This is a genomic window from Pseudomonas oryzicola (assembly GCF_014269185.2).
Taxonomy (GTDB): Bacteria; Pseudomonadota; Gammaproteobacteria; order Pseudomonadales; family Pseudomonadaceae; genus Aquipseudomonas; species Aquipseudomonas oryzicola.
This window is the reverse complement of record NZ_JABWRZ020000001.1, coordinates 1,510,254-1,531,006: the sequence shown is the minus strand read 5'-3', so window position 1 is coordinate 1,531,006 and position 20,753 is coordinate 1,510,254. Positions and strand designations below refer to the sequence as shown.

General features: G+C 62.6%; 20 protein-coding genes and 1 tRNA gene. 5 read left to right on the top strand and 16 right to left on the bottom strand.

Annotated features, from left to right (window positions below; genetic code table 11):
- Nucleotides 1–53 precede the first annotated feature (53 nt).
- A complete protein-coding gene (locus HU760_RS06970; RefSeq protein ID WP_013973796.1) occupies nt 54–1,490 on the top strand; it encodes a M48 family metalloprotease in 1,437 nt (478 codons plus the stop codon).
- A 109-nt stretch (nt 1,491–1,599) separates the two neighbouring features.
- On the opposite strand, the gene nadA is transcribed toward HU760_RS06970, so the two are convergent.
- Together nadA and HU760_RS06960 are read right to left on the bottom strand one after the other, a co-directional pair.
- The gene (nadA, locus tag HU760_RS06965) at nt 1,600–2,658 is read right to left on the bottom strand and encodes a quinolinate synthase NadA (protein WP_186676004.1); all 1,059 of its coding nucleotides are present in this window, start codon (nt 2,656–2,658) and stop codon (nt 1,600–1,602) included.
- Between the two features lie 233 nt (nt 2,659–2,891).
- Nucleotides 2,892–4,400 carry a YdgA family protein gene (locus HU760_RS06960; protein WP_186676001.1) on the bottom strand — a complete coding sequence of 503 codons (1,509 nt, stop codon included), beginning with the start codon at nt 4,398–4,400 and terminating at the stop codon, nt 2,892–2,894.
- Nucleotides 4,401–4,842: 442 nt separating this feature from the next.
- On the opposite strand from HU760_RS06960, the gene HU760_RS06955 reads away from it, so the two are divergent.
- The 4 genes from HU760_RS06955 to HU760_RS06940 all read left to right on the top strand — a co-directional run bounded on the left by HU760_RS06955 (nt 4,843) and on the right by HU760_RS06940 (nt 10,233).
- Nucleotides 4,843–6,195, top strand: coding sequence for an APC family permease (locus tag HU760_RS06955; protein ID WP_186675999.1), 1,353 nt, complete (start codon nt 4,843–4,845; stop codon nt 6,193–6,195).
- A gap of 66 nt (nt 6,196–6,261) precedes the next feature.
- Nucleotides 6,262–8,325 (top strand): methyl-accepting chemotaxis protein, encoded by a 2,064-nt coding sequence (locus HU760_RS24825; protein WP_186675996.1) that lies wholly within the window; start codon nt 6,262–6,264, stop codon nt 8,323–8,325.
- A gap of 91 nt (nt 8,326–8,416) precedes the next feature.
- Nucleotides 8,417–9,376: a cation diffusion facilitator family transporter gene (locus HU760_RS06945; protein ID WP_186675994.1), complete on the top strand. Its 960-nt coding sequence runs from the start codon at nt 8,417–8,419 to the stop codon at nt 9,374–9,376.
- A gap of 95 nt (nt 9,377–9,471) precedes the next feature.
- Nucleotides 9,472–10,233 (top strand): CatB-related O-acetyltransferase, encoded by a 762-nt coding sequence (locus tag HU760_RS06940; protein ID WP_186675991.1) that lies wholly within the window; start codon nt 9,472–9,474, stop codon nt 10,231–10,233.
- Nucleotides 10,234–10,326: 93 nt separating this feature from the next.
- On the opposite strand, the gene HU760_RS06935 is transcribed toward HU760_RS06940, so the two are convergent.
- The 14 genes from HU760_RS06935 to HU760_RS06870 form a co-directional block, all read right to left on the bottom strand.
- A tRNA-Lys gene (locus HU760_RS06935) sits at nt 10,327–10,402 on the bottom strand.
- A gap of 61 nt (nt 10,403–10,463) precedes the next feature.
- A complete protein-coding gene (gene queC, locus HU760_RS06930; RefSeq protein ID WP_264081707.1) occupies nt 10,464–11,138 on the bottom strand; it encodes a 7-cyano-7-deazaguanine synthase QueC in 675 nt (224 codons plus the stop codon).
- Between the two features lie 13 nt (nt 11,139–11,151).
- Complete coding sequence (gene queE, locus HU760_RS06925) at nt 11,152–11,799, bottom strand: 7-carboxy-7-deazaguanine synthase QueE (RefSeq protein WP_186675981.1); 648 nt, start codon at nt 11,797–11,799, stop codon at nt 11,152–11,154.
- A gap of 160 nt (nt 11,800–11,959) precedes the next feature.
- Nucleotides 11,960–12,766, bottom strand: a complete 807-nt coding sequence (ybgF, locus tag HU760_RS06920) for a tol-pal system protein YbgF (protein WP_186675980.1) — start codon at nt 12,764–12,766, stop codon at nt 11,960–11,962.
- A gap of 6 nt (nt 12,767–12,772) precedes the next feature.
- Complete coding sequence (pal, locus tag HU760_RS06915) at nt 12,773–13,273, bottom strand: peptidoglycan-associated lipoprotein Pal (protein WP_015271469.1); 501 nt, start codon at nt 13,271–13,273, stop codon at nt 12,773–12,775.
- Nucleotides 13,274–13,326: 53 nt separating this feature from the next.
- Nucleotides 13,327–14,598, bottom strand: a complete 1,272-nt coding sequence (tolB, locus tag HU760_RS06910) for a Tol-Pal system beta propeller repeat protein TolB (protein ID WP_189665511.1) — start codon at nt 14,596–14,598, stop codon at nt 13,327–13,329.
- Nucleotides 14,599–14,624: 26 nt separating this feature from the next.
- Nucleotides 14,625–15,734, bottom strand: a complete 1,110-nt coding sequence (gene tolA / locus HU760_RS06905) for a cell envelope integrity protein TolA (RefSeq protein ID WP_063913018.1) — start codon at nt 15,732–15,734, stop codon at nt 14,625–14,627.
- Nucleotides 15,734–16,186, bottom strand: a complete 453-nt coding sequence (gene tolR / locus HU760_RS06900; protein ID WP_003254760.1) for a protein TolR — start codon at nt 16,184–16,186, stop codon at nt 15,734–15,736. The genes tolA and tolR overlap by 1 nt, the downstream gene beginning before the upstream one ends.
- Before the next feature lie 14 nt (nt 16,187–16,200).
- Complete coding sequence (tolQ, locus tag HU760_RS06895) at nt 16,201–16,896, bottom strand: protein TolQ (protein ID WP_170031555.1); 696 nt, start codon at nt 16,894–16,896, stop codon at nt 16,201–16,203.
- 2 nt (nt 16,897–16,898) lie between these two features.
- Nucleotides 16,899–17,351, bottom strand: a complete 453-nt coding sequence (ybgC, locus tag HU760_RS06890; RefSeq protein WP_170031559.1) for a tol-pal system-associated acyl-CoA thioesterase — start codon at nt 17,349–17,351, stop codon at nt 16,899–16,901.
- Between the two features lie 125 nt (nt 17,352–17,476).
- Nucleotides 17,477–18,523: a Holliday junction branch migration DNA helicase RuvB gene (gene ruvB / locus HU760_RS06885; protein ID WP_170031562.1), complete on the bottom strand. Its 1,047-nt coding sequence runs from the start codon at nt 18,521–18,523 to the stop codon at nt 17,477–17,479.
- Nucleotides 18,520–19,137 (bottom strand): Holliday junction branch migration protein RuvA, encoded by a 618-nt coding sequence (gene ruvA / locus HU760_RS06880; protein ID WP_186675978.1) that lies wholly within the window; start codon nt 19,135–19,137, stop codon nt 18,520–18,522. Before ruvA ends, ruvB begins: the two co-directional genes overlap by 4 nt.
- 109 nt (nt 19,138–19,246) lie before the next feature.
- A complete protein-coding gene (gene ruvC, locus HU760_RS06875; RefSeq protein ID WP_186675976.1) occupies nt 19,247–19,771 on the bottom strand; it encodes a crossover junction endodeoxyribonuclease RuvC in 525 nt (174 codons plus the stop codon).
- 186 nt (nt 19,772–19,957) lie between these two features.
- A complete protein-coding gene (locus HU760_RS06870; RefSeq protein ID WP_186675974.1) occupies nt 19,958–20,704 on the bottom strand; it encodes a YebC/PmpR family DNA-binding transcriptional regulator in 747 nt (248 codons plus the stop codon).
- Nucleotides 20,705–20,753: the final 49 nt, after the last annotated feature.

Genomic DNA, 20,753 nt, shown 5'->3' with positions numbered 1-20,753 from the left:
CCAACGTGTGAGCCCGCTACAGTAGGTATCTTTGACCGACGCGAGTTTCATGCATGAATCTACTGCGCCCTACCCTGCTGACGCTGGCCTGCCTGCTGGCCCTCCCTGGCCATGCAGACGACCTGCCATCACTGGGCGACGCCAGTTCCGCAATCGTCTCGCCACAACAGGAACACCAGCTTGGCCGCGCCTGGCTGAGCCTGTTGCGTGGCCAGGTCAACCAGCTGAACGATCCGCAACTCAAGGACTATGTTGAAACCAGCGTGTACCGACTGGCCGAAACCAGCCAGTTGCAGGACCGGCGCCTGGAATTCATCCTCATCGACAGCCGCGAACTGAACGCCTTCGCGGCCCCGGGCGGCATCGTCGGGGTCAACGGCGGGCTGTTCCTCAACGCCCAGACCGAAGGCGAGTACGCCTCGGTACTGGCCCACGAACTGGCGCACTTGTCGCAACGCCACTTCGCCCGTGGCGTCGAGGCCCAGCAGCGCATGCAGCTGCCGATGATGGCGGCGCTGCTGGCCGGTATCGTGCTGGCGGCGGGCGGCGGTGGCGATGCCGGTATCGGCGTGATCGCCGGCACCCAGGCGGCGGCGATCCAGGAACAGCGCCGCTTCTCGCGGCAGAACGAACAGGAAGCCGACCGCATCGGCATCCAGAACCTGGAAAAGGCCGGTTACGACCCGCGCAACATGCCAACCATGTTCGAGCGCCTGGCGCGGCAATACCGCTATGACGCCAAACCACCGGAATTCCTGCTGACCCACCCGGTGACCGAATCGCGTATCGCCGACACCCGCAACCGTGCCGAGCAGGCTCCCAAGGGCGGCGTCGAGGACAGCATGCGTTACCAGCTGATCCGTGCCCGGGTGGCACTGACCTACGAAGGCACCCCAGGGCTGGCGGCCAAACGCTTCCGCGCCCAACTGGACGAAGACCCCAAGCTGGACGCCGCGCGTTACGGCCTGGCCCTGGCGCAGATCAAAGGTGGCCAGCTGAACGAGGCGCGCGAGCTGCTCAAGCCGCTGCTGGCCAAGGCCCCCAACGACATTACCTACAACCTGGCGCAGATCGACCTGGACATCACCAACAACCGCCTGGCGGATGCGCAGCAGCGTGCTGAACGCATGCAGGGGCTGTACCCGGGCAACTACCCGCTGAAGCAGGTGCGTGCCGATCTGCTGGTGAAACTGAACAAGCCCGCCGAGGCGGAAAAGGTGCTGAACGAACTGGTGAAGAGCCGGCCGGATGACCCGGACGTGTGGTACGACATGGCCGAAGTGCGGGGCCTTTCGGGCAATACCATTGGCTTGCACCGGGCGCGGGCCGAGTACTTCACCCTGGTGGGCGATTTCGACCAGGCCATCCAGCAGCTGGATTACGCCAAGCGCCGGTCGGGCGGGAACTTCCCGCTGGCAGCACAGATTGACCAGCGCCAGCGCGAGATCATGGAGCAGAAGCGCATGGTTCAGGAAATGATGGGGCGTTGAGAGCCCTTTCGCGGGTAAACCCGCTCCCACAGGGACCGCACCGCCCGTGAGCGCTGCGCTGTACCTGTGGGAGCGGGTTTACCCGCGAAGAAAGCGACGCGGTCTGGCGTCAGGCGTTACCGGACAACTTCAGGCGCGCTGCCTGGGTAAAGTCCAGCATCCGGTTCAACGGCTTGATCGCCTTCGGCACCAGCGCCGGGTCGACAAAGATCTCGTTCGTGCCATTACGCAGGCAATCCAGCACCCGCTCCAGGGTATTCATCGCCATCCATGGGCAGTGCGCGCAGCTGCGGCACGCCGCGCCGTTACCGGCGGTCGGGGCTTCGACGAACTCCTTGTCCGGGCACAGCTGCTGCATCTTGTAGAAAATGCCGCGGTCGGTAGCAACGATGAAGGTCTTGTTCGGCAGGGTCTGGGCAGCCTTGATCAGCTGGCTGGTGGAGCCGACCGCGTCGGCCAGCTCGATCACCGCCTCCGGCGATTCAGGGTGCACCAGGATCGCGGCATCCGGATACAGCGCTTTCATGTCGGCCAGCTGGCGCGACTTGAACTCTTCGTGGACGATGCAGGCACCGTCCCACAGCAGCATGTCGGCACCGGTTTGCTTCTGGATGTAGCGGCCCAGGTGCTGGTCGGGGCCCCAGATGATGGTTTCGCCGTTGTCCATCAGGCTTTCGACGATTTCCAGCGCGCAGCTCGAAGTCACCACCCAGTCGGCACGGGCTTTCACGGCCGCAGAAGTGTTGGCATAGACCACCACGGTGCGCTCGGGGTGCTGGTCGCAGAACGCCGAGAACTCCTCCACCGGGCAGCCCAGGTCGAGGGAGCAGGTAGCCTCCAGGGTCGGCATGAGCACGCGTTTTTCCGGGGTGAGGATCTTGGCTGTCTCGCCCATGAAACGGACACCGGCAACGACTACGGTTTGCGCTGGGTGGTTCTTGCCGAAGCGGGCCATTTCCAGCGAGTCGGATACGCAGCCGCCGGTTTCTTCGGCCAGCGCCTGGATGACCGGGTCGCAGTAGTAATGGGCGACCAGCACGGCGTTCTGGGCCTTGAGCTCGGCAGCGATGGCCGCACGGTACTCGGCCTCCTGCTCGGCTGTCAGCGGGTTGGGCTGCTTGGCGTCGAGGTGGGCCTGAACCAACAGGCGTTCGGAAATCTGGGTCATGATCGCTGGACCTGCAGGCGCGTGCGCGCGTCAAATCGAGTGTATCACCCGGCCCTGACAGATCGGCTAAGGGTGCCGGACGGCACACAGGCCGCCACGGCCTCTGCGGGCGCGGATTATTATCGGAGGCCGAAGGCTACAGATAATCCAGCGATTTCTAAAGCGGTTTTTGTGTTGCCTGTGCCGGCCTCTTCGCGGGCGCGCCCGCGAAGAGGCCGGCACAGGAGAAGCGATCAACCCTGCGGCGACAGGGCCGCCAGGTGCGAGGCCATGAGCATGGCGAACTCTTCCACGGTCATCTTCTGGCCGTTGAAATCGACCATGCCGTCGGCATAGTGCAGGCTGCTCACCACATCGGTGCCCTGCACGGTGCCCATGCCACTCTGCAGCGCCATCATGCCGAGCATTTCACCGGCCTGGCTCGATTGCAAGGCGATGGCCTGGGCGTCGGTCTGGCCGTCCAGCAGCGCCTGCAAGGTCGCCAGGTCACCAATCATCGGTTTGGACAGCGACAGCTTGCTCTTCACCTCGGTGATCAGCTGCTTGCCGAGCTGATCGGGTGGCAGGTCGAAGCTGGCCGGGGCGGCAAAGCCCATCGACAGGTCGAAGCGGCTTTCGCCATTGGCAGTCCTGAACGACAGGTTTTCAACCGCCACCCGCGGCTTGGCGGCCAGCAGCTTCTGCAAGTCGGCCTGGAACTGCGCTTTCTCTGCCTCGTCCATCTGGATTTCCGGCATCGGCTCGCCGGCGGCCGCAGCGGCCTCGAACTCCGGCAGGTGCGACTGGTACCACGCCGACAGCGCCTGCAGCGCCGGCGCATTGAGCGAAGAAACGCTCACCGCCATCTGCGCCTTGCCCACCGCCCGGTCATCCCAGCGGATATCCTCGACCTTGTACTCCACGCGGCCACCGACAGTGTCCGCCCCTTCCAGGGTTTGCCGGACATTCTGCTGCAGGCCCTTGACCAGCAACACCTGCTGCTTGGGCCCAAGAGTGACCTTGGTTTCGGCCAGCGCCAGGTCGACGTTGCCCACATAGATGGCCTCGTGCCCGGTAGCCGACAACTGGCCATCGACTTTCAGGCCCGTGAGCTCGACCGTGGCTGGCGGCTGGTCGTCGCTTACCAGCTTCATCAGCAAACGGTCGGCCTGGCCGCTGAAGGTCGAGGCCTTGCCCTGCTGGTCACCACTGACCTGCAGCTGCATGCCCGAGAAGTCGAGGCGGCTGCCGTCCGCTTCATCAAGCTTGACCGGCGCCAGCTGGATCAGGCTGGTCACATTGCCGCCATAACCCAGGCTGGTTTGTGCACTGACCGGTGCCTGCTCGCCGGCTGCGGCGAACCACGGTGCAGTGGTGTCGTCTTTCTGCAGCGTGCTGCTGCTGAACGCCAGCACCGGCATCAGCTTGAACGCCTTGACCCGCGACCAGGGGAACGGGCCGTGCTCGATCTGGTCGGTCACGCCGACGTCGAAGTTCACCACCTCGCCATCACCCAGGCGAATGTCCCGGGCCTTGAGCCGGTACTCGGCGGTACTGCTGAACCAATGCTGCTCCAGCGACACCCGCTCGATGCTCATGCTGCCACCCGTGCTCACCAGGGCCTTCTTGAGCTCGGCGTTGCTGCGCGACAAGGCGTTGTCCAGCTCTGTGGGAAGCTGCTTGCCGGTGTACCAGGTGCCAGCAGGGATTGCGACGGCGATGGCAATAGCCAGGCCGGAAAGGATGCCAACTGATTTCTTCATGAATGGAACCGATTGCTGTCCGTAAGGGGTTCGTATGCGGCCCTGGGCCACAGGATGCCAAGAGTACCACTGCAGCCCCAGCCTGGCGCTGGCCCTGCTCGATAAATGCCTTTTTTGGGAAACACCTGACCTCCCTGTATCTCAGTCCGTCCTTTGTAAATTTTTACGAACACACAAATGCGTCAAGATCGCAAAAAACGCGTAGAACCCGAACTCAGACCTATTTTAATCGACACTTAATTCACTTCAGTAACATCTTGTCATGTTTAACTTGACACCAACCTACGCATCGTTTTTTATTTTCACCACTTCGCGCGCCCCCACGCGCCTCCCGCCGCTCCTACAAAAAAGGTGAACAACATGGAGCCCACCCGCTCGCCCTTGCCGCATGCGCAATACCCCGTGCCCGCCGTTTACGCCCCGTCGCAGGAGCCATGCCAGCATGCAGCCTGACTACAGCGTTTCCGGCAACAGCCAACTGCGCAAAACCCTGCGCCTCTGGCACGTGATCATCATCGGCCTGGCCTACCTGACGCCGATGACCGTGTTCGACACCTTCGGTATCGTCTCGGGGATTACCGCCGGCCACGTACCCAGTGCCTACATCCTGGCGCTGGCCGGGATCCTGTTCACTGCCGTGAGCTATGGCACCCTGGTCAAACGCTTCCCGCAATCGGGTTCGGCCTACACCTACACCCAGCGCGCCATCAACCCGCACATGGGCTTCCTGGTCGGCTGGTCGTCGTTGCTCGACTACCTGCTGTTGCCAATGGTCAATGCGCTGCTGGCGAAGTTGTACCTCTCAGCCATGTTTCCGGAAGTACCCGAGTGGATGTGGGTGGCCGGTTTCGTCACGCTGATCAGCCTGATCAACATGCGCAGCGTGAACCTGGTGGCGCACTTCAACCTGCTGTTCGTCGCCGTGCAGGTGGCGATCATCGCCGTGTTCATCTACCTGTGCGTGCGCGGCCTGGGCGAAGGTGAAGGGCTGGGTACCGCCTGGAGCCTGCTGCCGTTCGCCGACGACCAGACCCAGCTCAGCGCCCTGGCCGCCGGCGCGACCATCCTGTGCTTCTCGTTCCTCGGCTTCGACGCCGTCACCTGCCTGTCCGAAGAAACCCGCGACCCGGGCAAGACCATCCCGCGGGCGATCTTCCTCACCGCCCTGATCGGTGGCGTGGTGTTCATTACCGTGTCGTACTTCATCCAGGCTTACTTCCCGACCATGGCACGTTTCCACGACCATGAAGCGGCACTGCCGGAAATCGCCCTGTATGTGGGCGGCAAGCTGTTCCAGTCGATTTTCATCGCCTGCACGGTGATCAATACCATCGCCTCGGGCCTGGCCTCGCAGACCAGCGTGTCGCGCCTGCTGTACGTGATGGGGCGCGACAACGTGATCCCGGCCAGCCTGTTCGCCCGCCTGCATTCGCGCTACAAGACGCCAGTGCTGAACATTGCCGTGGTCGGGCTGATCTCGTTGTCGGCGATTTTCTTCGACCTGGTCACCGCCACCTCGATCATCAACTTCGGCGCACTGGTCGCGTTCAGCTTCGTCAACCTGTCGGTGATCAACCATTGCTACCTGCGCGAGGGCAAGCGCCAGGGCCTGGCCAACCAGCTGACGTACCTGGTGGTGCCAACCATCGGTTTCTGCATCATCGTCTCGCTGTGGCTGGACCTGAATGCCAACTCGCTGCTGTTCGGTGGGGTCTGGGCGCTGCTCGGTGTGCTGTATCTGGCCTGGCTGACCAAGGCATTCCGGGACTCCCCGCCCAACTACATCGCTGAATGACCCATGCTGCCAGCAACGCCCGCGCCTGATCGCGGGCGTTGCATTGGCTCGAAAAGGAAAGCACTGATGCCGCTGCGCCGCCTCTCCATCCAGTGGAAAATCACCTTGCTCGCCGGCCTGTGCCTGCTGGCCATCGTCGCCCTGCTGGTGGCCAGCTCGCTGGCCCAGGCCCGGCGCAGCGCGGCACTGGTCAACCAGGCCAACACCGAAATGCTCGACAGCAGCGCGCGCCTGCGCCTGCAAGCCCTCGCCGAAAACCAGGCGTTGCGCATCCAGCGCTATTTCATGGACGCCTATCAGTACGCCAATGGCTTTGCCCGGCTGGTGCAGGTGCTCAAGGCCCGCGGCAGCAGCGACCTGCGCGCCGAACTGACGCGCCAGGCCCGGGCCAGCCTGGGTGCCAACCCGGATGTGATCGGCCTGTACCTGGTATTCCAGCCCGACGCCCTTGGCCAGGACAGCCAGTATGTCGGCCAGGAGGCCGCGGGCAGCAATGACAGCGGACGCTTCTCGCTGTACTGGTCCCAGCCCCGCCCCGGCAGCCTTGAGCTCGAAGCCATGCCGGAGTCGATGCTCGGCGATGCCGGCATCGGCAGCAACGGCGTGGCGAAGAACCGCTGGCTGACCTGCCCGCAGGACACCGCCAGCGCCTGCGTGCTGGAGCCCTACCTCGACGAGGTGAATGGCCGCCAGGTGCTGATGACCAGCATCGCCCTGCCGCTACTGGAGCACGGCAAGGTGGCCGGTGTGGTTGGCCTGGACATCGGCCTGGCCAACCTGCAGCAACTGAGCCTGGACGGCCGCAGTGAACTGTTCGACGGCCAGGGCCAGGTCAGTATCGCCAGCGCCACTGGCCTGCTGGCTGGCAACAGCCGCGACGCCAGCACGCTCGGCAAGCTCATGGACAAGACGGTCGCCGACGGCCTGCTGCGCGTGACCCACCCTTTCACACCGATACCCGGCGCCGCAGCCTGGCAAGTGTTGCTGGATGTGCCGGAAAACGTACTGCAGGCCCCCGCCGTCGCCCTCAACCAGCGCCTGGGCAAGCACAACCAGAGCGCCAACCTCACCAGCCTGCTGGTGGGCCTGGGCGCTGCGGTAGTCGGCTTGTTCCTGATCGGCTTGACCGCCCGCGGCGTGTCCCGGCCGATCCTGGCAGTGGCCGCGCGCCTGCAAGACATCGCCAGCGGTGAAGGCGACCTTACCCGGCGCCTGGACTACGCCCGGCAGGACGAGCTGGGCCAGCTCACCGGTTGGTTCAACCGTTTCCTCGACAAGCTACAGCCAGTCATCGCCCAGGTGAAGGGTTCACTGCGGGAAGCCCGCGGTACTGCAGACCAGTCGGCAGCCATCGCCAGCCAGACCAGCAATGGCATGCAGCAACAGCACCGCGAAATCGAACAGGTGGCCACCGCTGCCAACGAAATGAGCGCCACCGCCCTGGATGTCGCCCACAACGCCTCGCAGGCGGCCCAGGCCGCACGCGCTGCCGACCAGGCCAGCCGCGAAGGCCTGCAACTGATCGACAGTACGCGCCAGGGTATCGACCGCCTGGCCGCCGACATGGCCAGCGCCATGGGCGAAGCACGTGCGCTGGAAGATCGCAGCGGGCAGATCGGTTCGGTACTTGAGGTGATCCGCAGCATTGCCGAACAAACCAACCTGCTGGCGCTCAACGCCGCCATCGAAGCAGCCCGCGCAGGCGAAGCCGGGCGTGGTTTTGCCGTGGTGGCCGATGAAGTGCGTGGCCTGGCTCAGCGTACGCAGACGTCGGTGGAGGAAATTCGCCAGGTCATCGAGGGCTTGCAGCAAGGCACCCAGGATGTCGTCGATGCCATGCATGCAGGCCAGCGCCAGGCGCAGGACAGCGCCACGCGCATGGAGCAGGCGTTGCCTGCCCTACAACGTATTGGCCAAGCAGTGGCGGTGATCAGCGACATGAACCTGCAGATTGCCTCGGCGGCAGAAGAGCAAAGTGCAGTGGCCGAAGAAGTGAATCGCAACGTGGCCGGCATCCGTGATGTGACCGAATCGCTGGCCGGCCAGGCCGATGAATCGGCGCGGATCAGCCAGGCCCTGAACCGGCTGGCCAACCAGCAGCAGGCGCTGATGGAGCAGTTCCGCGTCTAGCCTGCAAGGGCCAATGCACCTCCTCGCGGGCTCGCCCGCGAAGGGGCCCCTACAGGCAATACAGCATCATTGATTTTACCGAGCACAATTTATGCAAACCCCAACCCGCCCCGCCTTCTTCGACATCACCAGCGAACAGGGCCTGCTGCGCACCTCGATCGCCGTCACCCTGTTCATCGCCATCATCGGCATCGCGTTCGGCCTGGCCTCCGGCTCGTTCTCCATCGTCTTCGACGGCGTCTATTCGCTGGTCGATGCCAGCATGAGCGGGTTGTCACTGATGGTGGTCAAGCTGATTACCTCGCACACCACCAGCGTGCAGATGTCGCGCAAGCTGCGCGAGCGCTTCACCATGGGTTTCTGGCACCTGGAGCCGATGGTGCTTGCGCTCAACGGCATCCTGCTCAGCGGTGTGGCCATCTATGCGCTGATCAACGCAGTCAGCAGCCTGATGCAAGGCGGGCGCCATCTGGAGTTCGGCATAGCCATGGTCTACGCAGTACTGACGGTGATCGCCTGCGTGACCATCGCCATTGTCGAGGCCCGCAGCAACCGCAAGCTGGGCTCGGATTTCGTGCGCATGGACGTCAAGGGCTGGGTGATGTCGGCCAGCATCACTGTCGCGCTGCTGATCGCCTTCTGCTTTGGCTACGCCGTACAAGGCACACCATGGGAATGGGTGTCGCCGTACATCGACCCGGCGGTGCTGGCGCTAGTCTGCCTGGTGATCATCCCCTTGCCACTGTCGGTGGTGCGCCAGGCATTGTCGGAAATTTTCCTGGTGACCCCTGGCGACCTCAAGCTGCATGTGGATGAAGTCGCCAAAGCCTTTGTCGCACGCCATGGATTGCAATCGTACCGCGCCTATGTCGCCAAGGTCGGGCGCTCGCGGGAAATCGAGCTGTATTTCATCGTGCCGAAGGGCATGTCCGCGAAAACCATCGATGAATGGGATGCGTGGCGCAACGAGATCGGTGATGCCGTGGGCGGTGAGGGACCGGATCGTTGGCTGACAGTGGTATTTACCGGGGATCCGGAGTGGGCTGAATGAGCCGGGGGCGGTACGCGCCGCCATCGCGCCAGCCATGCGACCATGATCAGGGTCAATTTGCTATGATCACGTGAAATTTGGCGGAGCCCGGAAGCATGCTTAATCCTCTGAAAATTCTGAAGGAAACCCGTTACAAGAGGTTGATCAGAGAATCTGGCGGGAAGATCGCAGCCGGCACCAGCACCTTCAGCAAGGCTGCAGAGGCCCACATCGAGGCACCGGTCCAGCTCGGCCATATTCGCATCGAGTCCCGGCAAGTCAGCATCGGCGCGCACACCTACATACGGAGTAATTGCACGCTGTCGCTAGTAGCCTCGATCGGTCGCTTCTGCTCAATCGGATCTGGATGCACCATTGGCCAGGAAAAGAATACGCATCCATCAACCTGGGTGAGTACGCACCCGTTCCAGTATGAAAACAGTCGGCTTTCCTATGTACCAGAACTTTCCTACGCCAACATTGGCCACGACGTCTGGATCGGAGCTGGAGCGACAATACTTGAAGGCGTGACGGTGGGAACAGGGGCCATCATAGCAACGCAGGCGCTGGTATCCCGAGACGTGCCGCCCTATGCGATCGTGGGCGGCAACCCGGCCAGAATCATCCGCTTTCGACACTCCGACGACGTCATCGAGCGACTGCTGAACAGCAGGTGGTGGGAACTGGACATAAGCATGCTCAATTCCCTGCCACTCGACAATCCTTCGGCATTTCTGGATGCCATTGAAGCCTCTAGGTCCAAGCCTGTCGCCAACTACAAGCGATTGAAGCTGAATAAACGGAGCGCAACCGAACTCGAGGCCAGGCACACTACCCACAGCTCGCCATTGATGCCTTTCAAGGCTCCGGAAGCGTAGCGGCTACCTACAGCCGGCCTGCCGCGATGAGGCAGGCCCAAAAACGAAAAAGCCCGCCACCGTTGCCGGTAGCGGGCTTTGACATACTGCATATGGTGGGTCGTGTAGGATTCGAACCTACGACCAATTGGTTAAAAGCCAACTGCTCTACCAACTGAGCTAACGACCCGTTGGATGGCGCGTATAATACTGATTTCTAACGGGAAATCAACACCCCACCACAACTTTTTTTAAAAATATCGCGTCGGGTCCGCAACGTCGGCTGCCTTGAAGCCTTCGGCACGCAGGCGGCAGCTGTCGCATTTGCCGCAGGCACGGCCGTCATCATCGGCCTGGTAGCAGGAAACAGTCAGGCTGTAGTCCACACCACGGGCGATGCCGGCCTGCACGATCTGCGCCTTGCTCATGCTCTGCAGCGGCGCCTGGATGCGGAAGCCCCGCCCTTCGACACCGGCCTTGGTCGCCAGGTTGGCCATGCGCTCGAAGGCTTCGACGAACTCGGGGCGGCAGTCCGGGTAGCCGGAATAATCCACGGCGTTGACGCCGATGAAAATGTCGCGGGCTTCCAGCACTTCTGCCCAACCCAGGGCCAGCGACAGGAACACGGTGTTGCGCGCCGGCACGTAGGTGACCGGGATGCCTTCTCCTGGAGTTTCCGGCACCTCGATGCTGGTGTCGGTCAATGCCGAGCCGCCGATGCCGTTCAGGTTCAGGCCAATCACCTTGTGCTCGACCACGCCCAGGTCGCGGGCAACGCGGGCGGCGGCGTTCAGCTCGGCGCGGTGGCGCTGGCCATAGTCGAAGCTCATGGTATAGCAGCTATAGCCTTCGGCCTTGGCCATGGCGACCACGGTGGCCGAATCCAGGCCACCGGACAACAGGATTACTGCGCGCTTCTCGCTCATGTGTAGTTGCTCCTCAACGTCCGGGTTCATCGTTCCACAGCAGCTTGTGCAGCTGCAGCTGAAAACGCACTGGCAGGTTGTCGGCGACGATCCAGTCGGCCAGCTCGCTGGCATTCACCTGGTGATAGCTGGGCGAAAACAGCACCTCACCGGCACGCTCGGCGAGGTTGTACTGGATGAGTTTGGAAACCGCCCAGTCGTAGTCCTCGCGGGAACAGATGACGAACTTGACCTGGTCATTGCGGGTCAGCTGTTCGATGTTCTCGTAGCGGTTACGGTGCGACTCCTCGGAGCCGGGGGTCTTCAGGTCGACCACACGGCTGACTCGGGTATCGGTGCCGGAAATATCCAGCGCACCGCTGGTTTCCAGCGAAACCTCGTAACCGGCATCACACAGGCGCTGCAGCAGCGGCAAGGCATTGGGCTGGGCCAATGGCTCGCCACCAGTCACGCAGACATAGCGCGGCTTGAAGCTGGCGACCTGCTCCAGGATCGAATCGAGGGTGCGAAGGGTGCCGCCACTGAAGGCATAGGCACTGTCGCAATACTGGCAGCGCAGGGGGCAACCGGTGAGCCGCACGAATACTGTGGGCAGCCCAGCCGTTCGTGTTTCACCCTGCAAAGAGTAAAAGACTTCGGTGATGCGTAATGTGTCTTGCATGCTCGCCACGGGCGTGACAGCTAAACAGGCTGTCCGCCTCCGTCAGGCACTGTCGCGGACTCGACATAGCGTTATCCGCAACAGCGTGTTTACGAAAAAAGGGCAGTGATTCTAACGAAAAAACCCGCGACAGGCGCGGGTTTCTTTCAAACGGTACGGCTCAGAGCTTCTGCAGGTCACGTTGGGCCAGTTGCGCGGCCGAGGTGCCAGGATACTGGCTGATGACTTGCTGCAGGATACCCTTGACCTTGTCGTTATGGCCCATGCGGCGCTCGACATCGGCCAGCTTGTACAGCGAATCCGGTACCTTGCTGTGCTTCGGATACTTCTGGCTGACCTGGGCGAAGGCCTGGCTGGCGGCTGGCAGGTCGCCCTTGGCCAGGTTCACCTCACCCAACCAGTACTGGGCATTGCCGGCATACTGGCTGTTGGGGTACTTGCGCAGGAAGGCGTTGAACGCCTGGCTGGCCTTGTCGAAGTCTTTCTGCTTGATCAGGTCGAAAGCGGCATCGTAGTAGAGCTTTTCTTTCGCCGGATCACCGGGCTCGCTACTGGCGGCCGGTTGTTGCGCAGCAGCACCTGCTGCTGCATCGGGGGCGGCACTGGAGGCACCACCACCGGAGGAATTGTCAGGGGTCGCGGCAGGCGCGGCGCCACTGTTGATGCGACGGTCCAGGTCCTGGTATCGCTCCAGGTTTTCCTGCTTCATGCGCGACACATCGTTCTGCAGCTCTTCGATGATGCCTTGCTGGCGGGAAAGCTGATCCTGCATCTGTTGCAGCTGCATGAACAGCTGGCCCTGTGCAGAGGCAGGGGCCGAAGCCCCTGACCCGGCATAGGCGCCGCTCGTGCCATAACCCGCAGGCGGATAACTGCCCACGTTGTCATCAACTACAGGAACCTCAGCCCAGGCCGCGAGCGGCAGGCTGAGTGCGAGGACGGTTACTACACGGCGGCCCATACGCATGAGAACTTACTTACGCAGTTCTACGCGACGGTTCTGAGCCCAGGACTGCTCGTCGTTGCCAGTGGCAACCGGACGCTCTTCACCGTAGGAGACCAGTTCCAGCTGAGCAGGGGAAACGCCCTGCAGAACCAGGTAGCGCTGGACAGCCTTGGCACGACGCTCACCCAGAGCCATGTTGTACTCGCGGGTGCCGCGCTCGTCGGTGTTGCCTTCCAGAACAACGCGGTTGCCGTTGGCTTTCAGGTCCTTGGCGTGAACGTCCAGAGCGCGCATGGCTTCTGGCTTCAGGTCCGAGCTGTCGTATTCGAAGTAGAAGGTGGTGATTGCGCGCAGAGCAGCTTCTTCGCTCAGGGAACCGTCAACAGCACCAGCGTTGGCACCGTAGCCAGCGTTCGGATCTACAGCAGCGCCTTCGCCTGCGTTGTCACCGCCCTTCGAGGAGCAACCTACAGCTACGGCCATGGCCAGAGCCAGCGCAGCAAATTTACCAAACTTCAGCATTTCCATCGTGAAACTCCTAATGAAACCCCAGTGTGTTAAGCAAAAGTATTACGCCGCAATCAGTTCAGGTAAGGGGACCAGGACGGTTCTCTGACTTCGCCTTGAGCGGTAGGAAGTGGGAGCCTCACGCGGCCATTCAGCGACACGAGCATCAAGACTCCCCGGCCCTGCTGGCGGGTGGCGTAGATTAGCATGGTGCCGTTTGGCGCAACAGTGGGAGACTCATCAAGACTCGTCTCCGAGAGAATCTTTACACTTCCGCGTTGCAAATCCTGGGCCGCAACCTTGAAGTTGGTGAAGCCCTGCTGGCGATGGATCATCACCAGGGTCTTTTCGTCCGCCGACAGTTTCGGGTTAGCGTTGTAGTTACCGACGAAGGTTACACGCTCGGCGCCACCACCACCGACCGACTGCTTGTAGATCTGCGGCTTGCCGCCACGGTCGGAGGTGAAGTACAGGGTGTTGCCATCCTTGCCCCAGAACGGTTCGGTATTGATGCCCGGGCCTGCGGTGACACGGCTGATCTGGCGCGACGCAACGTTCATCACGTAGATGTCCGGGTTACCGTCCTTCGACAGCACGAACGCCAGGCGCGTACCGTCCGGCGACCAGGCTGGCGCGCCATTCAGGCCTTCGAAGTTGGTGACCTGCTCGCGGCGGCCGGTATCGATGTGCTGGATGAAGATGCGTGGACGCTTCTGCTCGAACGAGACATAGGCGATACGCTTGCCATCCGGTGCAAAGCGTGGCGACAGGATCGGCTCACGCGATTGCAACAGAGTGACAGCACGCGCACCGTCATAGTCCGAACGCTGCAGGGTGTAGCGGGTGTTATTGGTGGAGAAACGCTCGGCCGTCACATACAGCATGCGGGTGGAGAACGCACCCTTGATGCCGGTGAGCTTCTCGAACGACTGGTCGGAAATGTAGTGCGCCATGTCGCGCAGCTGGTCGACACTGCCCGCCACGCTACCGGTCAGCACTTGCTGCTCGGTGGCGACGTTGAACAGCGCGTACTGCACCTGCAGGCGACCGCCCGACGGCACGATGCTGCCGACCATCACATACTGTGCGCCCAGTGCCTTCCAGTCACGGAAGATCACTTCGCTGGCCTGCGACGGCTGGCTGATCATGTTCTGCCGCGGAATCGGCGAGTAGTAGCCGGAGTTGCGCAGGTCGTTACCGATGATGTCGGCCATGTCTTCCGGCAGCACGCTGCCGCCCTGCAGACCGAACGGCACTACCGCGATGGGCGTGGCCCGGTCGCTGCCGCTGGTGACCAGGATGTTCTTTTCCTCTGCCACGGCCATGCCTGCCACGCAGCACAGCATGACCAGCAGCCCTCTCAGACGTTTAATCACAACGCTAGATCCTCAGGTGTAAATGTCATCTTGAACGAACGATATTGGTTGAAATCGCTCGGCTTCATACCCTGCATTTCGGTCAGGCGACCGATGTTCTTCACCGCAGCCACCGCCGAACTGTCATACGGGCCGTCACCACTGGACCGGGCCACGCTGACGTTGGTGATGGTACCGTCCGGCAACATGTTGATCTGCAGGACCACCGTCATGCCCTTGCGCGCGGAAGGCGGACGTGCCCAGCCCTCGGCCGCGCGCAAGCGGATCAGGTCGTCGAAGTCGCCGGCCACCTGGTCACCCTGCTCGTCGGCCAGCGCCTGCTGCCGTTCGGTGGTGTCGGACAACAGCTCGGCCAGGGCCTGGGCTTTCTTGTCCTCCGCCGCCTTGCGGGCCGCTTCCTGTGCCTTTTTCTTCTGGGCGTCTGCAGCGGCCTTTTTCTTGGCCTCTTCAGCTGCCTTTTTCTTCGCTTCCTCGGCTGCCGCTTTCTTCTTGGCGTCCTCGGCTGCTTTCTTCTTGGCCTCTTCGGCCGCCTTTTTCTTGGCGTCCTCGGCGGCTTGTTTCTTCGCCTCTTCAGCGGCCTCTTTCTTGGCCTCTTCTTCGGCTTTTTTCTTGGCTTCTTCCTCGGCCTTCTTCTTGGCGATGTCGGCCTGCTGCTTCTCGGCGGCCTTCTTCGCTTCCTCGGCCTTCTTGGCTTCGGCGGCTTTCTTGGCCTCGGCAGCCTTGGCGGCTTCGGCGGCGGCCTCGGCTTTCTTGGCTTCGGCAGCCTCGCGAGCCTCTTCGGCCTTTTGAGCGGCGTCAGCTTTCTTTTGTTCCGCGGCCTTCACGGCCTCCTGCTCAACCTTCTTCTGCTCCAGCTGCTCGACCTCGGTCTGGCGCGAAGCGGTTTTCTTCGCTTCCCCGGCAATCTTCTGATTGGTCTGGGTGGTCGCCTGGCTCTTGGACTTGAGCTGGTACAGGGTAGCCTGAACAATCGGCTTGGATGGCGGCAGCTCAGGCGTCATGGCAAAACTGACGAACAGCAGGGCAAACACCAGCACATGCAGGCCGATGGCCCAGACACTGGGCCAGAAGTAGCTTTCCGAGGCGGATGGCTCTCGCTGTTGCATCAGGGCGCCTCGGTAATCAGGCCAACGTTACCGACACCGGCCTTCTGCAACCCGCCCATGGCACCCATGACCGCGCCATAGTCGACAGCCTTGTCGCCACGAATGAACACCTGGGTCTGCTTGCCCTGGTCACGGCCGGCGGCAATGATCTTGGTCACCGCGTCGGTCATTGCAGGCAAGGTCATGGCCTTGTCCATCTGCTTGTCGGTATCGACTTCGCTGCCGAGGTTCCAGTAATAGGTCTTGTCGGCCTTGATGGAGATGGTGAGGATCTGGACGTTGTTGTCCTGCGGCAAGGCTTCGCTGGAAACCTTGGGCAGGTCGACCTTCACGCCCTGGTTGAGCATGGGCGCCGTCACCATGAAGATGACCAGCAGCACCAGCATCACGTCGATGTAGGGCACCACGTTCATCTCGGCGACGGGCTTGCGTTTGTGGCGAACTCGGGCCATGGGCTTCTACCTGATTACTCTTCGCTGGTGTGCACTTTGCGGTGCAGGATCGCCTGGAACTCGTCGGCGAAGGTGTAGTAACGACCGATCAGCACTTCGCTGCGCGCCGAGAAGCGGTTGTAGGCGATGACCGCCGGGATTGCCGCGAACAGGCCGATGGCAGTGGCAACCAGCGCTTCGGCGATACCCGGGGCGACCGTGGCCAGGGTGGCCTGCTGGGCGCTGGCCAGGCCGCGGAACGAGTTCATGATGCCCCACACGGTACCGAACAGGCCGATGTACGGGCTGGTCGAACCGACGGTGGCGAGGAACGGCAGGCTCTGCTCGAGTTTTTCTTCCTCGCGCGAGATGGCCACGCGCATGGCACGGGCAACGCCCTCCATGACCGCGTCAGGGTCAACCCCCGGCTGCTGGCGCAGGCGCGAGAATTCCTTGAAGCCGGCACGGAACACCTGCTCGACACCGGAATCCGGATCCGGGTTGCTGCCTGCCTGGCGGTACAGCTTGGACAGGTCGATGCCCGACCAGAAGCGCTCCTCGAAGGCATCCAGCGCACGACGACCGGCGCGCAGCATGGTGCTGCGCTGGAAGATCATGATCCATGAAGTGACCGAGGCGGCCACCAGGGTCAGCATTACCAGCTGTACCACCACGCTGGCATTGCTGACCAGACTCCACATGGAGGTATGGTCGACGACGTTAGCTTCCACGCTTATTCTCCTGCATTCGATTGATTACCCGAGCCGTCCGCCGCAAAGGCGTCGCGCAGCTCCGGGGGTATGGCTCGGGGTTTGAAAGTGTCGGCGCGCACGGCGGCCACCAGGAACTGCCCTTCGCAGAGCAGCGTTTCATCCTTTTCTCGCCAGACCTGCTGTACGAAGCGCAGGCTGGCGCGATTGAGTTCAGTGACATGCGCGGTGACCCTCAGCTCGTCGTCCAGGCGCGCCGGCGCGTGGTAACGCGCTTCGCTGGAATGGACCACGAACAACAGGTTTTCTCCGGCCAGCTGCGCCTGGGAAAAGCCCAGGTGCCGCAGACGCTCGGTGCGCGCACGCTCCATGAATTTCAGGTAGTTGACGTAATACACCACGCCACCGGCATCGGTATCTTCGTAATAGACGCGACAACGGTGTGCGAACGGTTCCAGGCCATTTTGCGCGCGCATACTCTAGTGCTTACTCCTCAGCTTGCCAATCCGCTGTGGCAACTGTTTTTTCTTCATTTATGTCTTATTGCCAGCGCACCCTCGGCGTGCCAGCGCTAGGACCACGAAAAGCCGTTTTCGATCTGTCAGTCATCGCCCGTTTCGGAAAAATCCCCACCCTCCCCCAGGCGCCCAGGCACATTCAGGCCGAAGTGCAGGTAGGCATGCCGGGTGACCACACGGCCACGCGGGGTACGCATGATGTAGCCTTGCTGGATCAGGTACGGTTCGAGCACATCCTCGATGGTGTGGCGCTCTTCGCTGATGGCGGCGGCCAGGTTGTCCACCCCCACCGGGCCACCGTCGAACTTCTCGATCATGGTCAGCAGCAGGCGGCGGTCGGAATGGTCAAAACCGCGCTCGTCGACGTCCAGCAGGTTGAGCGCCATGTCGGCCACGGCCTTGGTGATCTGGCCCTTGCCGCGCACCTCGGCGTAGTCGCGCACGCGGCGCAGCAGGCGGTTGGCAATACGCGGCGTGCCACGGGCCCGGCGGGCGATCTCGTAGGCGCCCTGGTCCTCGATGGCCAGGCCGAGGATGCCGGCCGAGCGACTGACGATGGTGGCCAGGTCCCTGTCGCTGTAGAACTCCAGGCGCTGGACGATACCGAAGCGGTCGCGCAGCGGGTTGGTGAGCATGCCGGCACGGGTGGTGGCGCCGACCAGGGTGAACGGTGGCAGGTCGAGCTTGATCGAGCGGGCCGCCGGGCCTTCGCCGATCATGATGTCGAGCTGGAAGTCTTCCATTGCCGGGTACAGCACTTCTTCGACGACCGGTGACAGCCGGTGGATCTCGTCGATGAACAGCACGTCGTGCGGTTCGAGGTTGGTCAGCATGGCGGCCAGGTCGCCCGGGCGCTCGAGGATCGGCCCCGAGGTGCTCTTGACCGACACGCCCATTTCCTGGGCGATGATGTTGGCCAGGGTGGTCTTGCCAAGGCCTGGCGGGCCGAAGATCAGCGTATGGTCAAGTGACTCGCTGCGGCCACGGGCGGCCTGGATGAACAGCGCCATCTGCTCGCGTACCACCGGCTGGCCGATGTACTCGTCCAGCCGCAGCGGGCGGATCGCGCGGTCCTGGACTTCTTCACGGTCGCGGCCACTGGCGGCGATCAGGCGGTCGGCTTCGATCACTTGGTAATCATCCCTTTCAGGCTGCGGCGGATCAGCTCTTCACTGCTCAGGCCGGCCTTGTCCTTGATCGCTGCGATCGCCTTGCTGGCTTCCTGCGGCTTGTAGCCCAGCGAAACCAGGGCGCTGACGGCATCCGCCTCGGCCGTGGAGGTGCTGCTGACCGGCAGCGGCCCATCGGAGACCAGGGTGAACATGGCCGGCGAGGTTTCCCAGGCCTTGAAGCGGTCCTTGAGTTCGACCAGCAGGCGCTCGGCGGTCTTCTTGCCGACCCCCGGCACGCGCACCAGCGCCGATGTGTCCTGAGCCTGCACACAGCGCACCAGCTCGTCGACCTCCAGGCCGGACATCAGCGCCAGCGCCAGCTTCGGGCCTACACCATTGAGGCGAATCAGCTCACGGAACAGCTCGCGCTCGCGTTTTTCGGCAAAACCGTAGAGCAGGTGGGCGTCTTCGCGCACCACCAGGTGGGTGTGCACGGTGACGGCTTCGCCCACCTTGGGCAGACGGTACAGCGTGGTCATGGGCACTTCCAGTTCGTAACCCACGCCGTTGACGTCGATAATCAGGTGCGGTGGCTGTTTTTCCGCCAGGGTGCCGCGCAAACGTCCAATCACGTTCCGATCCTTCCTCTCGGGGAGCCGGTCAAAGACCGCTCAACCCTATCAGCAAATGCGGCGGGTGCACGTACCACCCGCACAAAATGTGTATCAGGGCATGAAGCGCCTACAGACGCAAGCGCCCGCCGCGTCGCCGCGCCGTGCCCAGGCCATGCGGCACCAGGCTGGAGCGGGTATGCGCATGGCACAGGGCGATGGCCAGGGCGTCGGAGGCGTCGATCTGCGGCTTTTGCGTCAGTTTCAGCAGGTGCATGACCATCATCATCACCTGTTCCTTGTTGGCCCCGCCGGTGCCGGCTACGGCCTGCTTGACCTGGGTGGCGCTGTACTCGGCGATTTCCAGGCCGGCTTCGGCGGCAGCGACGATGGCGGCGCCACGAGCCTGGCCGAGCTTGAGCGCCGAGTCGGCATTGCGCGCCATGAACACCCGCTCGATGCCCATGGTCACCGGGCCGTGCTGGCTGATGATTTCACTGACACCGCGAAAAACGATCTGCAGCCGCTCGTGCAACTCGCCGCTGCCGGTGCGGATGCAGCCCGACGCCACGTACTCGCAACCACGGGCGGTCTGGCGTACCACGCCATAGCCGGTGATGCGCGAGCCGGGGTCGATACCAAGAATCAGAGTCATAGTGCCCGTCTAAAAATTGATGCATCCCTGCAAACTGTGCCGGCCCCTTCGCGGGTAAACCCGCTCCCACAGGTACTGCACCCCATTCAGGGTCGGTGCAGTACCTGTGGGAGCGGGTTTACCCGCGAAAGGGCCGGCACAAGCGCAGACAAATTTGAAGACCCGGCATGGAACGCCAGGACCACCTTAGCCGAGGTTTTCCATGATCTCATCGGAAATCTGGGCATTGGAATAGACGTTCTGCACGTCATCCAGGTCTTCGAGCATGTCGATCAGCTTGAGCACTTTCTCGGCACCGTCCTGGTCGAGTTCGGCGCTGGTGGTGGGCTGCATGACGATTTCCGCGTCAGCGGCCTTGAACCCCGCCTCTTCCAGGGCATTGCGCACGGCATAGAAGCTGTTGAACGAGGTGAACACCTCGAACGAGCCGTCATCGTTGGCCACCACGTCATCGGCATCGGCTTCCATTGCCGCTTCCATCAGCGCGTCTTCTTCCACGCCAGGGGCAAAGCTGATCTGCCCCTTGCGCTCGAACAGGTACGCCACCGAACCGTCGGTGCCCAGGTTGCCGCCACACTTGGTAAACGCATGGCGCACGGCGGCGGCCGTGCGGTTGCGGTTGTCGGTCATGGCCTCGACCATGATCGCCACGCCGCCCGGGCCGTAGCCTTCGTAGCTGAGCTCTTCGACGTTGTCGCTTTCGTTGGTGCCAGCACCACGGGCCACGGCGCGGTCGATGATGTCGCGGCTCATGTTGGCGCCCAGGGCCTTGTCCAGCGCCAGGCGCAGGCGCGGGTTGGAGGCCGGGTCAGGGCCGCCCTGCTTGGCAGCGACCGTCAGTTCGCGGATCCACTTGGTGAAGATCTTGCCTCTCTTGGCATCCTGGCGCTCTTTGCGGTGCTTGATGTTCGCCCACTTGGAATGACCAGCCATAACGACTCCGAATCCTTTGAATCACAAACAGCCCCGCCCCTGTACGGGG

Excerpts from the sequence above, each read along its gene's own strand:
- HU760_RS06970 (WP_013973796.1), top strand. The coding sequence starts at position 54 with ATGAATCTACTGCGCCCTACCCTGCTGACGCTGGCCTGCCTGCTGGCC.
- nadA (WP_186676004.1), bottom strand. The coding sequence starts at position 2,658 with ATGACCCAGATTTCCGAACGCCTGTTGGTTCAGGCCCACCTCGACGCC.
- HU760_RS06960 (WP_186676001.1), bottom strand. The coding sequence starts at position 4,400 with ATGAAGAAATCAGTTGGCATCCTTTCCGGCCTGGCTATTGCCATCGCC.
- HU760_RS06955 (WP_186675999.1), top strand. The coding sequence starts at position 4,843 with ATGCAGCCTGACTACAGCGTTTCCGGCAACAGCCAACTGCGCAAAACC.
- HU760_RS24825 (WP_186675996.1), top strand. The coding sequence starts at position 6,262 with ATGCCGCTGCGCCGCCTCTCCATCCAGTGGAAAATCACCTTGCTCGCC.
- HU760_RS06945 (WP_186675994.1), top strand. The coding sequence starts at position 8,417 with ATGCAAACCCCAACCCGCCCCGCCTTCTTCGACATCACCAGCGAACAG.
- HU760_RS06940 (WP_186675991.1), top strand. The coding sequence starts at position 9,472 with ATGCTTAATCCTCTGAAAATTCTGAAGGAAACCCGTTACAAGAGGTTG.
- queC (WP_264081707.1), bottom strand. The coding sequence starts at position 11,138 with ATGAGCGAGAAGCGCGCAGTAATCCTGTTGTCCGGTGGCCTGGATTCG.
- queE (WP_186675981.1), bottom strand. The coding sequence starts at position 11,799 with ATGCAAGACACATTACGCATCACCGAAGTCTTTTACTCTTTGCAGGGT.
- ybgF (WP_186675980.1), bottom strand. The coding sequence starts at position 12,766 with ATGCGTATGGGCCGCCGTGTAGTAACCGTCCTCGCACTCAGCCTGCCG.
- pal (WP_015271469.1), bottom strand. The coding sequence starts at position 13,273 with ATGGAAATGCTGAAGTTTGGTAAATTTGCTGCGCTGGCTCTGGCCATG.
- tolB (WP_189665511.1), bottom strand. The coding sequence starts at position 14,598 with ATGCTGTGCTGCGTGGCAGGCATGGCCGTGGCAGAGGAAAAGAACATC.
- tolA (WP_063913018.1), bottom strand. The coding sequence starts at position 15,734 with ATGCAACAGCGAGAGCCATCCGCCTCGGAAAGCTACTTCTGGCCCAGT.
- tolR (WP_003254760.1), bottom strand. The coding sequence starts at position 16,186 with ATGGCCCGAGTTCGCCACAAACGCAAGCCCGTCGCCGAGATGAACGTG.
- ybgC (WP_170031559.1), bottom strand. The coding sequence starts at position 17,351 with ATGCGCGCGCAAAATGGCCTGGAACCGTTCGCACACCGTTGTCGCGTC.
- ruvC (WP_186675976.1), bottom strand. The coding sequence starts at position 19,771 with ATGACTCTGATTCTTGGTATCGACCCCGGCTCGCGCATCACCGGCTAT.
- HU760_RS06870 (WP_186675974.1), bottom strand. The coding sequence starts at position 20,704 with ATGGCTGGTCATTCCAAGTGGGCGAACATCAAGCACCGCAAAGAGCGC.